The sequence below is a fragment of the Fontibacter flavus genome (genome assembly GCF_042432905.1).
Lineage (GTDB): Bacteria > Bacteroidota > Bacteroidia > Cytophagales > Cyclobacteriaceae > Fontibacter > Fontibacter flavus.
In genome coordinates this window covers 53,624-70,826 of sequence record NZ_JBHLWI010000022.1, presented here as the reverse complement: position 1 = coordinate 70,826, position 17,203 = coordinate 53,624, and the positions used below count along the sequence as shown (strand labels likewise).

Sequence of the window (17,203 nt, the reverse complement as noted above, 5' to 3'; positions counted from 1 at the left end):
TCTGCTTCTGGATTATTTTGAAGTAATTAATGTTCCGATTTCTTCTCCTGCTACTATTTTCTGTAAGTTGCCAGGCTTGTTCATGTCAAATACCACGATAGGCAAATGGTTTTCCTGACAAAGGGTAAATGCTGTCATGTCCATGATATTGAGATTTTTCTCATATGCCTCTTGGAATGACAAGATAGAATATTTGGTTGCTGTTTTGTCTTTTTCTGGGTCAGCAGTATAGACACCGTCTACTCGTGTTCCTTTCAAGACCACATCTGCCTCTATTTCAATTGCCCTTAAACTGGCTGTTGAATCTGTAGTGAAATAGGGGTTTCCTATTCCCGCCCCGAAAATGACAATTCTACCTTTTTCCAAGTGTCTGATAGCCCTTCTTCTAATGAATGGCTCGCAGACACTTTCTACTTTGATACCTGACATCAAACGGGTAAACATACCGTTTTGTTCCAGGGCACTTTGAAGGGCCATGGCGTTGATCAATGTGGCCAACATGCCCATATAATCTCCCTGAACACGGTCAATGCCGGTCTTTTCTGCCTGAACTCCTCTGAAAATATTACCCCCACCTATTACGATGGCCACTTCCACCCCAAGATCTTTTACTTTTTTGATTTCCTGGGCGTATTGTTCCAGCCTATTGGAGTCTATGCCATAATTTTTTTCTCCCATTAAGGCTTCTCCGCTCAGTTTGAGTAATATTCTGTTGTATTTCATTGTAGATAATGGTAATTGAAAAAGGTGCTTTTCTGATTTTTTTTAATTGGTATAAACCCGACAAATATAAGGCCTTCCCCTAGAAATCTGAAGAGGTAGGGTTTAAAATTGGATCAATACCTGATTTTTTTCTACGCTTTCTCCTTTTTTGATCTTAATGGTTTTTACTACCCCATCACCCGGAGATTTCAGAATATTTTCCATTTTCATGGCCTCAAGAATCAGGACAGGATCTCCCTTTTGTACGGTGTCTCCCTCTTTTACCTTGATATCAAAAATCAATCCTGGCATTGGCGCTTTGATGTCCTTGGCAGAATTCTGCTGAAGATTGTTCATGCCCAGTTTTTCCAGTAAAAGATCATACTTGTCCTTGAGCTGGATTTCGCATGGTTTATTGTTCAGCTTCAGCTTGATGGTTTTTGATTCAAGATCCAATTCGACAACTTCAAGGTTGAAAGATTGGTCTTTGTAAAGCACATGAAAATGTCTGTCCGAAATTTTGGAAATACTCCAATCGAGTATATTCCCATTGACCGAAATCCGGTCCTTGGACTTTTCTACCTCAAATACGGAATTTTTAATGCTTACTGAATACATTTCTATTATTTTGCGCTAAGATATAGGATTAATCTTTAAAAACCATTTTCATGAGATTGGATACACCCAAAATACTATTTGCCCTTTTCATTGTGATTTTTTGGTCTTGCAAGAGTTCCAATACTGTTTTTCTGCCGGAAGTAACTAACGAACAATTGCCTATAGACACCTTGGAAGCACTGTCCTCAGAACGTGAAAAGTTAATCCCTTTGCTGGAATATAAAATCTCTGAGTACCAGGAAAGCCGAAGAAGGGATTTTGATCTTTTACACACTTCCTTGGAGCTTTCTTTTGATTACCAAAATGAATGGGTCAATGGAATCGCACAACTGGAACTTAAGCCATATTTTTTTCCGCAGAATACCCTGGTATTGGATGCCAAGGATTTTGACATCCATTCATTTGCCTTGATAGGGAAGGAAACAAGTCAGGATTTGAATTTTCGTTATGATGGGAAAAAGGTGACCGCTTATTTGTCTAAACACTTCAGTGCAAATGACACCTTGACGGTATTGATCAAATATACCGCAAAGCCTAATGAAAATTCAGGGGAAGGTAGTCAGGCCATTACGGACACCAAAGGGCTTTACTTTATCAATGCAAAAGGAGAGGATCCAAATAAGCCTATTCAGATATGGACTCAGGGAGAGACCGAGCATAACTCCAAATGGTTTCCAACTATTGATGCTCCAAATGAAAGGGCTACTCAGGATATCAAGCTGACCGTGGATGCCAAATACCGGACCATCAGTAATGGTGAGTTAAAGTCCAGTAAAATGAATGGAGATGGTACGAGGACAGACCATTGGGAAATGAATCTGCCACATGCGCCGTATCTGGCTGCGGTGATTGTCGGGGATTATGTGGAGGTCAAGGATGAATGGGAGGGGATGCAGGTGAACTATTATGTGGAAAAAGAATATGAGGAAGGAGCCAAGAAGGTGTTCCAAAATACACCAGAAATGATTGGGTTCTTTTCTGATTTATTAGGGCTGAGGTATCCTTGGCAAAAATACGACCAAGTAGTGGTGAGGGATTTTGTTTCAGGAGCGATGGAGAATACCACCATTTCTGTTTTTATGGAGGAATTGAATCTGGATGAAAGGGAAGCCATAGATTCGGAATGGGATGGAATTATTGCCCATGAATTGTTTCATCAGTGGTTTGGGAATTATGTAACGAATGAATCTTGGTCTAACCTTACTCTGAACGAGGCTTTTGCCAATTATTCAGAGTATCTATGGTATGATTACAAAGAGGGTAGGGATGATGCAGACATGCATCATGTGTCTGAAATGGAGCAATATTTTGGAGAGGCTGAAGAAAAGCAAGTTGACCTGATCCGTTTTTATTATGAAGATGGGGAAGATATGTTTGATAGCCACTCTTATGCCAAAGGAGGCAGGATTTTACATATGCTCAGAAGGCATCTTGGAGATGATGCTTTTTCTGCCGGACTCAAGCACTATCTGACCAAACATGCTTTCAGCAGTGTAGAAGTACATGACCTGAGAATTGCACTTGAAGAAGTGACCGGGATGGATTTGAATTGGTTTTTCAATCAATGGTTTCTGGCTTCAGGACATCCTGTTTTGGAATATGAAGTAGATTATAGTCAACCTGACAACTTATTGCTGTCTGTGGCCCAAAGACAGGATTTTTCCAATACGCCGTTGTATAGACTGCCTTTTAAAGTGAGTTGGTATGCAGAAGGGAAGAGGTTTGAAAAAGAATTGATTTTGGATAAGGCATGGCAGCAATTTGCCATTGAGAATGGAACCCCAGTTTCGGAACTGTATGTGGATGAAGCAGTAGAAATATTGGCTGAGAAAAAGTCGTTTCGGGGGAAAAATCACTTTATCAATCAATATAGAGTTTCGGAGCTAGGAGTAGCAAGGTATGAAGCACTGGATAGTTTGTCTAGCATGTTTGGAGAGGAGATGGATGTAGCCTCCTTGGTGGGGGCCGGGTTAAAGGATCCTTTCTGGGCCATCAGGGAACTTGCGTTAATGAACATCGCTAAGCATCCGGAATGGTTATTGGCCATTGATGACCTGGAGTCCACCTTATTTGATATTGCAGAGAATGACCCCAAGAATACTGTCAGGCTAGGAGCCATTGAACTATTGTCTTTAATAGATGGGGATAAATATTCCCCTGCTTTTTTAAGATGGATGAATGATCCTTCCTATTATGTGGCAGGGACAGCACTGAGTGCCTATTTGGAAAATGAGGAAAGCTTCAATAGAGATGAGATAGCGGAGCGTTTTGCAGGAGAAAAAAACATCCGGATGGTCGTGGCTTTGTCTGACTACTATATAAGTAATGATATTGAAGGGAAAGGGGAATGGTTCCATGAGAAACTTGACATCATGTCGGGGCAGTCTTTGTATTACTTCTTGGGGTACTATGGCGATTATTTCGTTAAGATGCCATCTGAGGGGAAAGATAAAGCGATTGCAAACCTCTCTGCATTGGCGTCTGGTCATAGGGCCAATTATGTAAGGATTGCTGCATTTATGGGCTTGTTTGGATTTATTGACGAGCCTGGCGTACTGGACTTAGCAAAAAAGATTTGGCAGCAAGAAACTGATGAACTGGCAAAAAGGTACCAGGAATTTTTCCTTTCAACCTATCTGGAGGAAAATTAATTACTTGATTTTTATGGGATTAAAATGCGTTATGAAAAAATACTTTGATTTTTTTTGACATAATTTTGAATGTTTACGAAAAGGGTATAATTTTGCCATCCGTTAAGAATACTAAAAGGGAAATCCTTAGGAATTTTTAATGTGAAATAAACAGTTGGGGGAATACCAAAGCGGCCAACTGGGACGGACTGTAAATCCGTTGACTTATGTCTTCACAGGTTCGAATCCTGTTTCCCCCACTAAATATGAAGCGTAATCTTTTAAGGAAAGCGCAGTATTTTAAAAGCGGGAGTAGCTCAGTTGGTAGAGCGGCAGCCTTCCAAGCTGCAGGTCGCGGGTTCGAGCCTCGTCTCCCGCTCTATGCTTTTATAGCATTGGCATGTTATTAGCCGACGTAGCTCAGGGGTAGAGTACTTCCTTGGTAAGGAAGGGGTCACGGGTTCAAATCCCGTCGTTGGCTCTGAAACATCAGAATAATTTAACTAATTTATATCTTTAACTAAAACAGAGGATTTTCACGCATGGCAAAAGCAACCTTTGACCGTTCCAAACCGCACGTTAACATCGGTACGATTGGTCACGTAGACCATGGAAAGACAACTTTGACTGCTGCCATTACTACAGTATTGGCCAAAAAAGGTCTTTCTGAATTAAGAGATTTCTCTTCTATCGACAACGCTCCAGAAGAAAAAGAAAGAGGTATCACCATCAACACTTCTCACGTAGAGTATCAGACTGAAAAAAGACACTACGCTCACGTAGACTGTCCTGGTCACGCTGACTACGTTAAGAACATGGTTACTGGTGCTGCACAAATGGATGGCGCTATCCTAGTGGTAGCTGCTACTGACGGACCAATGCCACAGACAAGAGAGCACATCCTTCTTGCTCGTCAGGTAGGTGTACCAGCTCTAGTTGTTTTCTTGAACAAAGTGGATATGGTAGATGATCCAGAACTTCTTGAACTAGTTGAAATGGAAGTAAGAGAATTGCTTTCTTTCTACGAGTTTGACGGTGACAATATTCCGGTGATTGCAGGTTCTGCTCTTGGTGCACTTAACGGTGAGCCAAAGTGGGAAGAAACAGTAATGGAATTGATGAATGCAGTTGATACTTACATTCCTCTTCCAGAGCGTCTTATCGACAAAGATTTCTTGATGCCTGTTGAAGACGTATTCTCTATCACGGGTCGTGGTACTGTTGCTACTGGTAGAATTGAAAGAGGTATCATCAACTCTGGTGAGCCTGTAGATATCATCGGTATGGGTGCTCAAGGCTTGAAATCTACTGTAACTGGTGTGGAAATGTTCCGTAAGATCCTTGATAGAGGTGAAGCTGGTGACAACGTAGGTTTGTTGTTGAGAGGTATTGAAAAGTCTCAGATCAAGAGAGGTATGATTATCTGTAAGCCAGGATCTGTAACTCCCCACGCTCACTTCAAAGCTGAAGTTTACGTTCTTTCTAAAGAAGAAGGTGGACGTCACACTCCATTCTTCAACAAGTACCGTCCTCAGTTCTACTTGAGAACTACTGACGTGACTGGTGAGATCAAACTTCCTGAGAACGTTGAGATGGTTATGCCAGGTGACAACGTTACTATCGAAGTGAACTTGTTGAACGCAGTTGCTTTGGAAAAAGGTCTACGTTTCGCTATCCGTGAAGGTGGTAGAACTGTAGGTGCTGGTCAGGTGACTGAAATTCTTGACTAATCTTCAAGATTATTATATATCCAAATGCGATCCTGAATGGTTTTTTTGGGATCGCATTTGTTTCTTAATCCAAATCTAGCTACTTTTGCGTTCCTTTTGGGAACCTAATTTTCTACGGGCATAGTTCAATGGCAGAATAGCGGTCTCCAAAACCGTTGATGGGAGTTCGAATCTCTCTGCCCGTGCTAATAATGAAGTAAACCATGAATATTAAAAGTTTTGTCATCGAATCTATAGACGAAATGAAAAACAAGGTTACTTGGCCTTCTTATTCGTTTCTGCAAAACAGTGCCGTGTTGGTAATTGTTGCTTCAATCATTTTCGCACTAGTGATAGGCGTAATTGATTTAGGGTTCGAGAATCTTATGAAATGGTTTTACGATCTATTCTAATTGAATTAAATTACTGATGGCTGAACATAAGTGGTACGTACTTAGGGTGGTAGCTGGACAAGAGAAGAAAACCAAGTCTTACTTGGATAATGAAATTGTCCGTGCGAAACTTGAGGAATACATTCCTGAGGTTTTGATACCTTCCGAAAAAGTTTACGAAATGCGCAATGGCAAGAAAAGAGTCAGAGAGAGAAACTTCTTTCCTGGCTATGTTTTAGTTAATGCGGATTTGTCCCACGGTGAAGCGAATCACGTAATTACAAGTATCCCGGGTGTTATCGGTTTCTTAGGTTCAAACCAGGGGGGAGCTTCCAAAACCCCTGAGCCATTACGACAATCAGAAGTCAACAGGATCTTAGGTCGTGTTGAGGAGATTGATGAGTTTGCGGAGAAGCTAGATACGCCATTTATAGTCGGAGAGACCGTAAAAGTAATGGATGGTCCTTTCAGTGGTTTCTCGGGTACAATAGAAGAGGTGTTTGAAGACAAGAAGAAATTGAATGTTATGGTCAAGATCTTCGGTCGAAATACACCGGTAGAATTAAACTTTATACAAGTAGAAAAACAAGATTAAGAAATGGCTAAGGAAATCACTGGTTATGTGAAATTACAAGTGAAAGGTGGCCAGGCAAATCCATCGCCTCCAGTAGGTCCAGCTCTTGGTTCCAAGGGTTTGAACATTATGGAGTTCTGTAAGCAATTTAATGCCCGTACCCAGGATAAAATGGGTCAGGTATTGCCTGTCTTGATTACTGTTTTCTCTGATAAGTCTTTCGAATTCGTAGTAAAAACTCCTCCAGCTGCTAATATGTTGCTTGAGGCTGCGAAGGTTAAAGGCGGTTCAGCTGAGCCAAACAGGAAAAAGGTAGGTTCCGTTACTTGGGATCAAGTAAAGGAAATTGCGCAGGTTAAAATGCCTGACTTAAACGCTTTCAAAGTGGAATCTGCCATGAAAATGATCGCAGGTACCGCTAGAAGTATGGGTATCACTGTTTCTGGTAAAGCTCCTTGGGAGGAATAATTTAAAAATACTATGGCTAAGTTAACAAAAAAGCAAAAAGAAGCTCTTTCTAAGTACGACCCAAGCCAGCAGTACTCCCTAGAGGAAGCTTCTTCCATCGTAAAAGACATCACTAACGCTAAGTTTGATGCTTCTGTAGACATTGACGTTCGTTTGGGCGTTGATCCTCGTAAAGCAGATCAAATGGTTAGAGGTGTTGTAGCCTTACCTCATGGTACAGGTAAAGATGTTAAGGTTTTGGTACTTTGTACCCCTGACAAAATGGAAGAGGCTAAAGAAGCTGGTGCAGATTATGTAGGTCTAGATGATTATATTGCTAAAATCGAAGGCGGATGGACTGACATTGATGTCATCATCACCATGCCTAACGTAATGGCAAAAGTTGGTAGACTAGGTAGGGTTTTGGGACCTAGAGGCTTGATGCCAAATCCAAAATCCGGAACTGTTACTTTGGAAGTAGGTAAAGCAGTAAGAGAAGTGAAAGCCGGTAAAATTGACTTTAAAGTTGATAAATTCGGTATTATTCATACAAGTGTGGGTAAAGTTTCTTTTGACCCTGAGAAAATTCAGGACAACGTAAAAGAATTGCTTAACACTATCTCCAAATTGAAGCCTGCTTCTTCAAAAGGTACATATTTCAAGAGCATTCACCTGTCAAGCACAATGTCTCCTGGAGTTAAAGTTGATAAAGGAAGTATTCAAGGTATTTAATCATGACTAGAGAAGAAAAATTAGAAATAATCGAAAGTCTTACCGAGAAGTTAAAGGAAACTCCCTACTTCTATATCACAGATGCCTCTGGATTCACAGTAGCTCAGGTAAACGCTTTCAGAAGAACCTGTTTCGAAAAAGGTGTTGAATACAAAGTGTACAAAAACACTTTGATCGCAAAAGCATTGGAAAACCTTGATGGTGACTATACTTCTTTTGCTGACAAAACCTTAAAAGGATTCTCCGGAATCATTTTCTCAAAAGAGACAGGAAATCTACCAGCAAAAGTTTTGTTGGATTTTAGAAAAAAATTGGGTAAAAAGGAAACTAGACCAGTTTTCAAAGGAGCTTACATCGACTCGGATACATTCGTGGGTGAAGCTAACTTAGAAATGCTTTCTAGCCTTAAATCCAAACAGGAATTGCTTGGTGATCTTATCGGATTGCTTCAGTCTCCTGCTAAAAACCTCTTGTCAGCATTGCAAAGTGGTCAAAACAATATCACTGGTGTTCTTAAAACCCTTGCTGAGAAAGAATAAAATCAATCGTTTCAAATCATTCAAAAAACAAATTAAAATAGTAATAAAATGGCAGATCTTACACAACTTGCAGAACAGTTGGTTAACTTGACTGTAAAAGAAGTAAAAGAATTGACAGATATCCTTAAGGATCAGTACGGTATCGAACCTGCTGCAGCTGGTGCTGTGATGGTAGCTGGTGGTGCTGCTGGTGCTGGAGAAGCTGCTGCTGAAGAAGAGAAAACTTCTTTTGACGTTATTTTGAAAGCTGCTGGCGGTCAAAAACTAGCTGTTGTTAAGCTTGTTAAAGAATTGACAGGTCTTGGTCTGAAAGAAGCTAAAGAACTAGTTGACGGTGCGCCTAAAGCAGTTAAAGAAGGTATCGCTAAGGATGAGGCTGACGCATTGAAGAAGTCTCTAGAAGAAGCTGGTGCTGAAGTAGAAATTAAGTAATTTGGATAACCTTTCCTTTTAGGATAAGGTTATGAGCTTAGACCTGACTGAATAGTCAGGTCTTTTCCTGTTTGTGCACAGGTATAAAATTGTACTATTCGAAGCGTAAATTGTCGCTTTTTGTTATTTATTTTCACTAAAAACATATACTGCCTTGGCTATCCAGAATCAAACCGTAAGGAAAAGTTTCTCATCTATTAAGGTAGTCAAAGACTATCCTGATTTCTTAGATATCCAGCTGCAATCTTTCAAAGATTTCTTCCAGTTGGATACTCCTGCTGAAAAAAGAAGACAGGATGGTCTATTCAAGGTTTTCTCCGAAAATTTCCCAATATCGGATTCTAGAGAAAATTTCACCCTTGAATTTATTGACTATGCGGTAGATCCTCCAAAATACAGTGTTGAAGAATGTATTGATAGAGGATTGACCTATTCTGTTCCATTGAAAGCAAAGCTTAGATTGCTCTGCCATGACGAGGACAATGAGGATTTTGAAACTATCGAACAGGAAGTATTCCTTGGTAATCTTCCTTACATGACTGAGAAAGGCTCTTTTGTCATCAATGGAGCTGAAAGGGTTATTGTATCACAACTTCACAGATCCCCAGGTGTGTTCTTTGCTCAAAGTAAGCACACTAACGGTACAAAGTTATATTCTGCCAGAATTATACCTTTCAAAGGTAGCTGGATTGAATTCGCTACTGACATCAATAATGTCATGTATGCTTACATTGACCGTAAGAAGAAGTTCCCTGTTACCACCCTATTGAGGGCGATTGGTTTTGGATCTGATAAGGAAATCTTGGATTTGTTCGGTCTTTCCGAAGAAATTGAAGCTACTAAAAATAACCTTAAAAAAATTACCGGTAGAAAATTGGCTGCCCGTGTGCTAAGAACTTGGGTAGAGGATTTCGTTGACGAGGATACTGGTGAGGTTGTTTCTATTGATAGAAATGAAGTATTGTTAGAAAGGGACTCCATTCTAACAGATGAAGATATTGCATTGATTCTTGATGCAGGCGCCAAGTCTATTATTCTTCATAGAGAAGATGTAAATGTGGCAGATTACTCCATCATCTATAATACCCTTCAAAAAGATAACTCCAACTCAGAGAAAGAAGCGGTAGAAGTTATTTACCGTCAATTGAGAAATACTGAAGCTCCTGATGAAGCTACAGCCCGCGAAGTTATTCACGGTCTATTCTTCTCGGATAAGAGGTATGATTTGGGTGAAGTAGGTAGATATAGAATCAATAAAAAGCTTGGTCTTGAAATCGATCCTGAAAAAATCGTATTGACCACTGAAGATATTATCAGTATTGTAAAGTATTTGATCGGTTTGATCAATTCTAAAGCTGTCGTTGATGATATTGATCACTTGAGCAACAGAAGGGTAAGGACTGTAGGTGAGCAATTATACAGTCAGTTTGGTGTTGGTTTGGCCAGAATGGCAAGAACAATCAGGGAAAGAATGAACGTTAGAGATAACGAAGATTTCAAACCTGTTGATTTGATCAATGCCCGTACGCTTTCTTCGGTTATCAATTCCTTCTTTGGAACCAACCAACTTTCTCAGTTTATGGATCAGACCAACCCTCTTGCGGAACTGACTCATAAGAGAAGGTTATCAGCTTTAGGTCCAGGCGGTCTTTCAAGAGAAAGAGCAGGTTTCGAAGTTAGGGATGTTCACTATACGCACTATGGCCGTCTTTGTACTATCGAAACGCCGGAAGGTCCAAACATTGGTTTGATCTCCTCTCTTTGCGTTCACGCTAAAGTGAACTCTATGGGATTCTTAGAGACTCCATATAGAAAAGTGAAAGAAGGAAAAGTAAGCATGGATGCCAATGATATTGTTTTCTTGACTGCAGAAGAAGAGGATGATAATAACATTGCCCAGGCAAATGCCCCATTAGATGAGCAAGGAAACTTCATCAATGAGAAGGTGAAAGCAAGATTCGAAGGTGACTTCCCTGTACTTGATCCAAATGAGATCAGCTATATGGACGTAGCTCCCAATCAGATTGTATCTGTGGCAGCTTCCTTGATTCCTTTCCTTGAGCATGATGATGCAAACCGTGCTTTGATGGGATCTAACATGCAGCGTCAGGCAGTTCCTTTATTGAAACCGGAGTCTCCTATCGTAGGAACTGGTCTCGAAGGAAAAGCTGCGATCGACTCCAGAGCATTGGTAATTGCCGAAGCTAATGGTGTTGTGGATTATGTTGATGCCAAGAAAATCACCGTTAAATATGATCTATCAGATGATGAACTTTTGGTGAATTTCAGCGATGAATATAAAACATATGACCTGATTAAATTCAGAAGAACCAACCAGGATACTACCATTAACCTTACCCCTTTAGTACTTAAAGGAGAGAAAGTTCATAAAGGTCAGGTTTTGGTTGAGGGATATTCAACCAATAAAGGTGAGTTAGCTTTAGGTAAAAACCTAAGAGTGGCTTACATGCCTTGGCAGGGTTACAACTTTGAGGATGCGATTGTAATCTCTGAGAGAGTTGTAAGAGAGGATATCTTTACTTCCATTCACATTGAAGAATTCCAACTTGAAGTTAGGGATACGAAGAGGGGTGAAGAAGAATTGACTTCAGAGATTCCTAACGTTTCCGAAGAGGCGGTTAAAAACCTAGATGAAAACGGTATTATCCGAGTTGGTGCTGAAGTAAAAGAAGGTGATATTATTATTGGTAAGATTACACCAAAAGGGGAAACTGATCCTACTCCTGAAGAGAAGCTTTTAAGAGCAATCTTCGGTGACAAGGCAGGTGATGTGAAAGATGCTTCTTTGAAAGCTTCTCCTTCTTTAAATGGTGTTGTGATCGAGACCAAATTGTTCTCCAGACCTAAGAAAGACAAAGATCTAAGAGCGAAATCTAAAGCCGAAGTTGAAAAACTAAAAGGCAAATACTCAAAAGATCTACTTGGTATCAGGGCAAAAATGATCAACAAATTGATCACCTTGCTTGATGGCAAAACTTCTCAGGGTGTAAAGCACAAATTTGGAGATGAGATCATCAGCAAGGGAGTTAAATTCAATGCCAAAAACATTGAACAAAACTTATTCCCTGCGAAGAACCCTTACAGAGATGAATCCAATTATAACGTTCCGGAAGAAGCTAATCTAATTTCCGATATCATTCTTGATGATTGGACTGAAGATGAACACACCAATAACCTAATCCAGAAATTGGTGAAGAACTACGTGAATTCCAGAAACGAAATATCAGGAAGATTCAAGAGAGATAAGTTCACACTTGAAGTAGGTGATGAATTACCTGCAGGTATTGTACAGCTCGCCAAAGTATACATCGCTAAGAAGCGTAAGCTCAAAGTGGGTGATAAAATGGCAGGACGTCACGGTAACAAAGGTATCGTTGCGAGGATTGTTAGGGATGAGGACATGCCATTCTTAGAGGACGGTACGCCAATGGATATCGTATTGAACCCACTAGGTGTACCTTCAAGGATGAACATTGGTCAGATCTATGAGACAGTTCTTGCGTGGGCAGGTATGCAACTCGGTAAAAAATATGCTACGCCAATCTTTGATGGAGCCACTATGGAAGAGGTTTCAGCAGAATTGGAAGCAGCAGGTTTACCAGCTTATGGCAGGACTTACCTGTACGATGGTCTATCTGGAAAGAGATTTGACCAACCTGTTACTGTAGGTATTGCCTATATGCTAAAACTAGGTCACTTGGTAGATGATAAGATGCACGCAAGATCTATTGGACCGTACTCTTTGATCACGCAGCAGCCATTGGGTGGTAAAGCTCAGTTTGGTGGTCAGCGTTTTGGAGAGATGGAGGTTTGGGCATTGGAAGCATTTGGTGCATCCCATGTTCTTCAAGAAATCCTTACCGTGAAATCTGATGATGTGGTGGGTAGAGCCAAAGCTTATGAAGCGATAGTTAAAGGAGAAAACCTTCCGAAACCTAATATTCCGGAATCCTTCAACGTATTGGTGCATGAGCTTAGAGGTCTTGCTCTTGAAATTACCCTTGACTAATTTTAATCAAATGGGCCGAAAGGCCCTTTACATACCCTTCAACAATTATGGCGTTCAGAAAAAACAAAAAACTAAACAACGACTTTTCCAGAGTCACTATTAGTTTGGCCTCTCCAGAATCCATTCTGGATAGTTCACATGGTGAAGTAACGCAGCCCGAAACCATCAATTACAGAACTTACAAGCCTGAAATGGGCGGATTGTTCTGTGAGAGAATTTTCGGTCCTGTTAAAGACTGGGAATGTCATTGTGGGAAATATAAGCGCATAAGATATAAAGGCATCATCTGTGACAGATGTGGTGTTGAGGTTACCGAAAAGAAAGTAAGAAGAGAGCGTATGGGACATATCGAACTGGTTGTTCCTGTCGCTCATATTTGGTACTTCAAGTCCCTTCCTAACAAAATAGGCTACCTTTTAGGTCTTCCGACCAAGAAATTGGATCAAATTGTATATTATGAAAGATATGCGGTTATCCAAGCTGGGGTTAAAGCCGAGGATGGTGTACAATACCTTGACTTTTTGACTGAAGATGAGTATTTGGATATCATGGATAAGCTTCCAAAAGAAAACCAAATGCTCGATGATGATGATCCGAATAAATTCATCGCCAAGATGGGTGCAGAAGCTATTGAAATGCTTTTGGCCAGATTGGATTTGGATGACCTATCTTACAGTTTGAGACATCAGGCAGCTACAGATACTTCGCAGCAGCGTAAAGCTGAGGCTTTGAAGCGTCTGAAAGTTGTAGAAGCATTCAGGGATGCAAGAACAAGGATTGAAAACCGTCCAGAGTGGATGGTAATCAGAATGGTTCCTGTTATTCCACCGGAATTGAGACCTTTGGTGCCATTGGATGGTGGAAGGTTTGCCACTTCTGATTTGAATGATCTTTACAGAAGGGTAATTATTAGAAACAACCGTCTGAAAAGATTGATTGACATCAAAGCACCTGAAGTGATCTTGAGAAATGAAAAGAGGATGTTACAGGAAGCTGTTGACTCCTTATTTGATAACTCAAGAAAAGTTAACGCAGTAAGATCTGATGGTAACAGGGCTTTGAAATCCCTTTCTGATATGTTGAAAGGTAAACAAGGTCGTTTCCGTCAAAACTTGTTGGGTAAGAGGGTTGACTACTCTGGCCGTTCGGTAATTGTAGTTGGACCTGAGCTTAAACTTCATGAATGCGGTCTTCCTAAAAATATGGCAGCAGAGCTGTTCAAACCTTTTATCATCAGAAAGCTGATAGAAAGAGGTATTGTGAAAACAGTTAAATCTGCCAAAAAGATTGTTGACAGAAAAGATCCGGTGGTATGGGATATCCTTGAAAACGTATTGAAAGGACACCCTGTATTGCTAAACCGTGCCCCTACACTTCACAGATTGGGTATTCAGGCATTCCAACCTAAATTGATCGAAGGAAAGGCGATTCAATTGCACCCATTGGTGTGTACGGCATTCAACGCTGACTTTGACGGTGACCAAATGGCAGTTCACGTTCCTTTGGGACACGAAGCCATTCTGGAAGCCTCTACATTGATGCTGTCTTCCCACAATATCCTTAACCCAGCCAATGGCGCTCCAATTACCGTACCATCTCAGGATATGGTTCTTGGTCTGTATTATGTAACCAAAGGCAAGAAATCTACCCCTGAAGAGCCAGTTAATGGAGAAGGAATGACTTTCTACGGTGAAGAGGAAGTGATCATCGCATTGAATGAAGGAAGAATCTCACAGCATGCGCTGATCAAGTGTAAAGTGAAAGTGAGAGATGAAAACGGCGAGTTGGCGGAGAAGGTCATTGATACCGTTGCAGGTAGGTTGATTTTTAACCAATACGTGCCGGAAGAAGTAGGTTTTGTGAACGAATTGCTGACTAAGAAAAAACTTCAGCAGATTATTTCTGATGTTGTTAAAATATGCGGTGTAGCCAAGACAGCACAATTCTTGGATGATATTAAGCAATTAGGTTTCCAGATGGCTTATGCCGGAGGTCTTTCTATGGGCTTGAATGATGTCATCATTCCTGAAGATAAAGATCCATTGATCAACAAAGCCAAAGAAGAAGTTGACCAAGTTTGGAACAACTATTTGATGGGTCTGATCACAGATAACGAAAGATATAACCAGGTTATTGATATCTGGACAAGAACCAACTCCCATTTGACGAACATTCTGATGAAGCAAATGGAAGAAGATAAACAAGGATTCAACGCCATCTACATGATGATGCACTCAGGCGCCAGAGGTTCTAGAGAGCAGATCCGTCAGTTGGGTGGTATGAGAGGCTTGATGGCGAAACCACAGAAAAACCTTCAAGGCTCTGTAGGTGAAATCATCGAAAACCCAATCCTTTCCAACTTCAAAGAAGGTCTGGATGTATTGGAGTACTTTATCTCTACCCACGGTGCCCGTAAAGGTCTTGCGGATACAGCTTTGAAAACTGCAGATGCGGGTTACCTGACCAGAAGGTTGGTAGACGTAGCTCAGGATATGATTGTATCTGAAGAAGACTGCGGTACTTTGAGAGGTCTGGTAGTTCAGGCATTAAAAGATAATGATGAGATTGTAGAGCCACTTTCTGAAAGAATCTTAGGTAGGGTTTCTGTACATGATGTGTATGATCCTGTGACCGAAGAGTTGATGATCCCTGCAGGTATTGAAATTACTGAGGAAATCGCGAAGAAAGTTGATGAATCCGCAATTGAAGAAGTTGAAATCAGGTCTGTATTGACTTGTGAAACCAGAAGAGGTGTTTGTGCTAAATGTTATGGCCGTAACCTTGCAACTGGTAGGATGGTTCAAGCAGGTGAATCTGTAGGTGTAATTGCTGCACAGTCCATTGGTGAGCCAGGTACACAGTTGACTTTGAGAACATTCCACGTGGGTGGTACTGCTTCTAACATTTCAGTTGAGGCAAGTATCAACGCCAAGTTTGAGGGTGTTGTTGAGTTTGAAGAGGAATTGAGATGGATTGAAACTACCAACAAAGAAGGTGAGTCTGTTTCTATTGTGATGGGAAGATCCGGTGAAATCAGGATCAATGATGCCAAGTCTGGAAAGACATTGGTTTCCAACCACGTGCCTTATGGTGCTATACTGAACGTGAAAGACGGGCAGAAAATCGCTAAGGGCGACTCTCTTTGTACTTGGGATCCATATAACGCTGTTATCCTTTCGGAGTTTGACGGTCAAGTTGAATTTGATTCCATTATTGAAGGTATCACCTATAAAGAGGTAGCCGATGATCAGACTGGATATAGAGAAAAGGTAATCATTGACACTAAAGATAAAACCAAAAACCCTGCAGTTATTGTAAACTACGGTGACGAAAGTAAGTCTTACAACATTCCAGTAGGTGCTCACTTGTCTGTTGAATCCGGAGAGAAAGTGAAAGCAGGCCAGATATTGGTGAAAATCCCAAGATCTGTTGGTAAGACAAGAGATATTACCGGTGGTCTTCCACGTGTAACTGAATTATTCGAGGCAAGAAACCCATCTAACCCTGCTGTAGTTTCTGAAATTGATGGTGTTGTAACTTATGGTGGTATCAAAAGAGGTAACCGTGAAATCTTCATCGAATCAAGAGATGGTGTGAAGAAGAGGTATATGGTATCTCTTTCCAAGCATATTCTTGTTCAGGAAAATGACTTTATCAGAGCGGGAGAACCGCTTTCTGATGGGGCCATTACACCAAATGATATCCTATCCATCAAAGGACCAACTGCCGTTCAGGAATATTTGGTGAATGAGATTCAGGAAGTTTACAGACTTCAAGGTGTTAAGATCAACGATAAGCACATTGAGGTGATTGTAAGTCAAATGATGCAGAAAGTTGAAATTCTTGATGCAGGGGATACTGGATTCTTGCAAGGACAGGTTGTAGATAAGTGGGCGTTCAGGGAAGAAAACGACAATATCTTGGATAAGAAAGTCGTGATGGATGCAGGTGATTCCACTACCTTGAAACCAGGAATGATCATTACAGCTAGAAGACTGAGAGACGAAAATTCAAGTTTGAAGCGTAAAGATATGAAACTGGTACAGGTTAGGGATGCAGAGACTGCTGTTTCTAAACCAACTCTACAAGGAATTACAGCTGCTTCTTTGGGTACTGAAAGCTTTATCTCAGCGGCTTCCTTCCAGGAAACCACCAAGGTATTGAGTGAAGCGGCCATAAGAGGCAAGCGTGATGAGTTGTTAGGTCTGAAAGAGAACGTGATTGTTGGTCATTTGATACCTGCAGGTACAGGTCAGCGACATTTCAAAAATATCATTGTTGGTTCTCAGGAAGATTATGATAGAATGTCCAGTGAAAAAGACAGGTCTATCAAAAAAGCCAAAGAATCAGTAAAATAATAGAACGATTTGAGTAATTGAAAAGGCCTGTATTTTACAG

At 40.8% G+C, this 17,203-nt stretch carries 12 protein-coding genes and 4 tRNA genes; 14 read left to right on the top strand and 2 right to left on the bottom strand.

The features are described from left to right. Positions 1-12: 12 nt before the first annotated feature. Together pyrH and ACFFIP_RS08255 are read right to left on the bottom strand one after the other, a co-directional pair. A complete protein-coding gene (gene pyrH, locus ACFFIP_RS08260) occupies positions 13-723 on the bottom strand; it encodes a UMP kinase (RefSeq protein WP_382387119.1) in 711 nt (236 codons plus the stop codon). A gap of 102 nt (positions 724-825) precedes the next feature. Further along, entirely contained in the window at positions 826-1,320 is a 495-nt protein-coding gene (locus ACFFIP_RS08255; RefSeq protein ID WP_382387118.1) for an acyl-CoA carboxylase biotin carboxyl carrier protein subunit, read from the bottom strand. A gap of 50 nt (positions 1,321-1,370) precedes the next feature. On the opposite strand from ACFFIP_RS08255, the gene ACFFIP_RS08250 reads away from it, so the two are divergent. From ACFFIP_RS08250 to rpoC, 14 genes are all read left to right on the top strand, one after another. Further along, entirely contained in the window at positions 1,371-3,971 is a 2,601-nt protein-coding gene (locus ACFFIP_RS08250; RefSeq protein WP_382387117.1) for a M1 family aminopeptidase, read from the top strand. 156 nt (positions 3,972-4,127) lie between these two features. Further along, positions 4,128-4,210: transfer RNA gene (locus tag ACFFIP_RS08245), tRNA-Tyr, on the top strand. A gap of 46 nt (positions 4,211-4,256) precedes the next feature. Beyond that, positions 4,257-4,329 (top strand) — tRNA-Gly (locus ACFFIP_RS08240). 30 nt (positions 4,330-4,359) lie between these two features. Continuing rightward, positions 4,360-4,431, top strand: a tRNA-Thr gene (locus ACFFIP_RS08235). A 61-nt stretch (positions 4,432-4,492) separates the two neighbouring features. Further along, a complete protein-coding gene (tuf, locus tag ACFFIP_RS08230; RefSeq protein ID WP_382387116.1) occupies positions 4,493-5,680 on the top strand; it encodes an elongation factor Tu in 1,188 nt (395 codons plus the stop codon). A gap of 114 nt (positions 5,681-5,794) precedes the next feature. Continuing rightward, positions 5,795-5,865 (top strand) — tRNA-Trp (locus ACFFIP_RS08225). An 18-nt stretch (positions 5,866-5,883) separates the two neighbouring features. Continuing rightward, positions 5,884-6,072, top strand: coding sequence for a preprotein translocase subunit SecE (gene secE, locus ACFFIP_RS08220; RefSeq protein WP_123949888.1), 189 nt, complete (start codon positions 5,884-5,886; stop codon positions 6,070-6,072). A 16-nt stretch (positions 6,073-6,088) separates the two neighbouring features. Then, entirely contained in the window at positions 6,089-6,646 is a 558-nt protein-coding gene (gene nusG, locus ACFFIP_RS08215; RefSeq protein ID WP_382387115.1) for a transcription termination/antitermination protein NusG, read from the top strand. 3 nt (positions 6,647-6,649) lie between these two features. Continuing rightward, positions 6,650-7,093, top strand: coding sequence for a 50S ribosomal protein L11 (gene rplK, locus ACFFIP_RS08210; RefSeq protein WP_382387114.1), 444 nt, complete (start codon positions 6,650-6,652; stop codon positions 7,091-7,093). Positions 7,094-7,105: 12 nt separating this feature from the next. Next, positions 7,106-7,804 carry a 50S ribosomal protein L1 gene (rplA, locus tag ACFFIP_RS08205; protein WP_382387113.1) on the top strand — a complete coding sequence of 233 codons (699 nt, stop codon included), beginning with the start codon at positions 7,106-7,108 and terminating at the stop codon, positions 7,802-7,804. Positions 7,805-7,806: 2 nt separating this feature from the next. After that, a complete protein-coding gene (rplJ, locus tag ACFFIP_RS08200; RefSeq protein ID WP_382387112.1) occupies positions 7,807-8,343 on the top strand; it encodes a 50S ribosomal protein L10 in 537 nt (178 codons plus the stop codon). 48 nt (positions 8,344-8,391) lie between these two features. Then, on the top strand, positions 8,392-8,775 hold the full coding sequence (gene rplL, locus ACFFIP_RS08195; RefSeq protein ID WP_382387111.1) for a 50S ribosomal protein L7/L12: 384 nt from the start codon (positions 8,392-8,394) through the stop codon (positions 8,773-8,775). A gap of 154 nt (positions 8,776-8,929) precedes the next feature. Beyond that, positions 8,930-12,805, top strand: coding sequence for a DNA-directed RNA polymerase subunit beta (gene rpoB, locus ACFFIP_RS08190; protein ID WP_382387110.1), 3,876 nt, complete (start codon positions 8,930-8,932; stop codon positions 12,803-12,805). A gap of 47 nt (positions 12,806-12,852) precedes the next feature. Next, the gene (rpoC, locus tag ACFFIP_RS08185; RefSeq protein WP_382387109.1) at positions 12,853-17,163 is read left to right on the top strand and encodes a DNA-directed RNA polymerase subunit beta'; all 4,311 of its coding nucleotides are present in this window, start codon (positions 12,853-12,855) and stop codon (positions 17,161-17,163) included. Positions 17,164-17,203 lie beyond the last annotated feature (40 nt).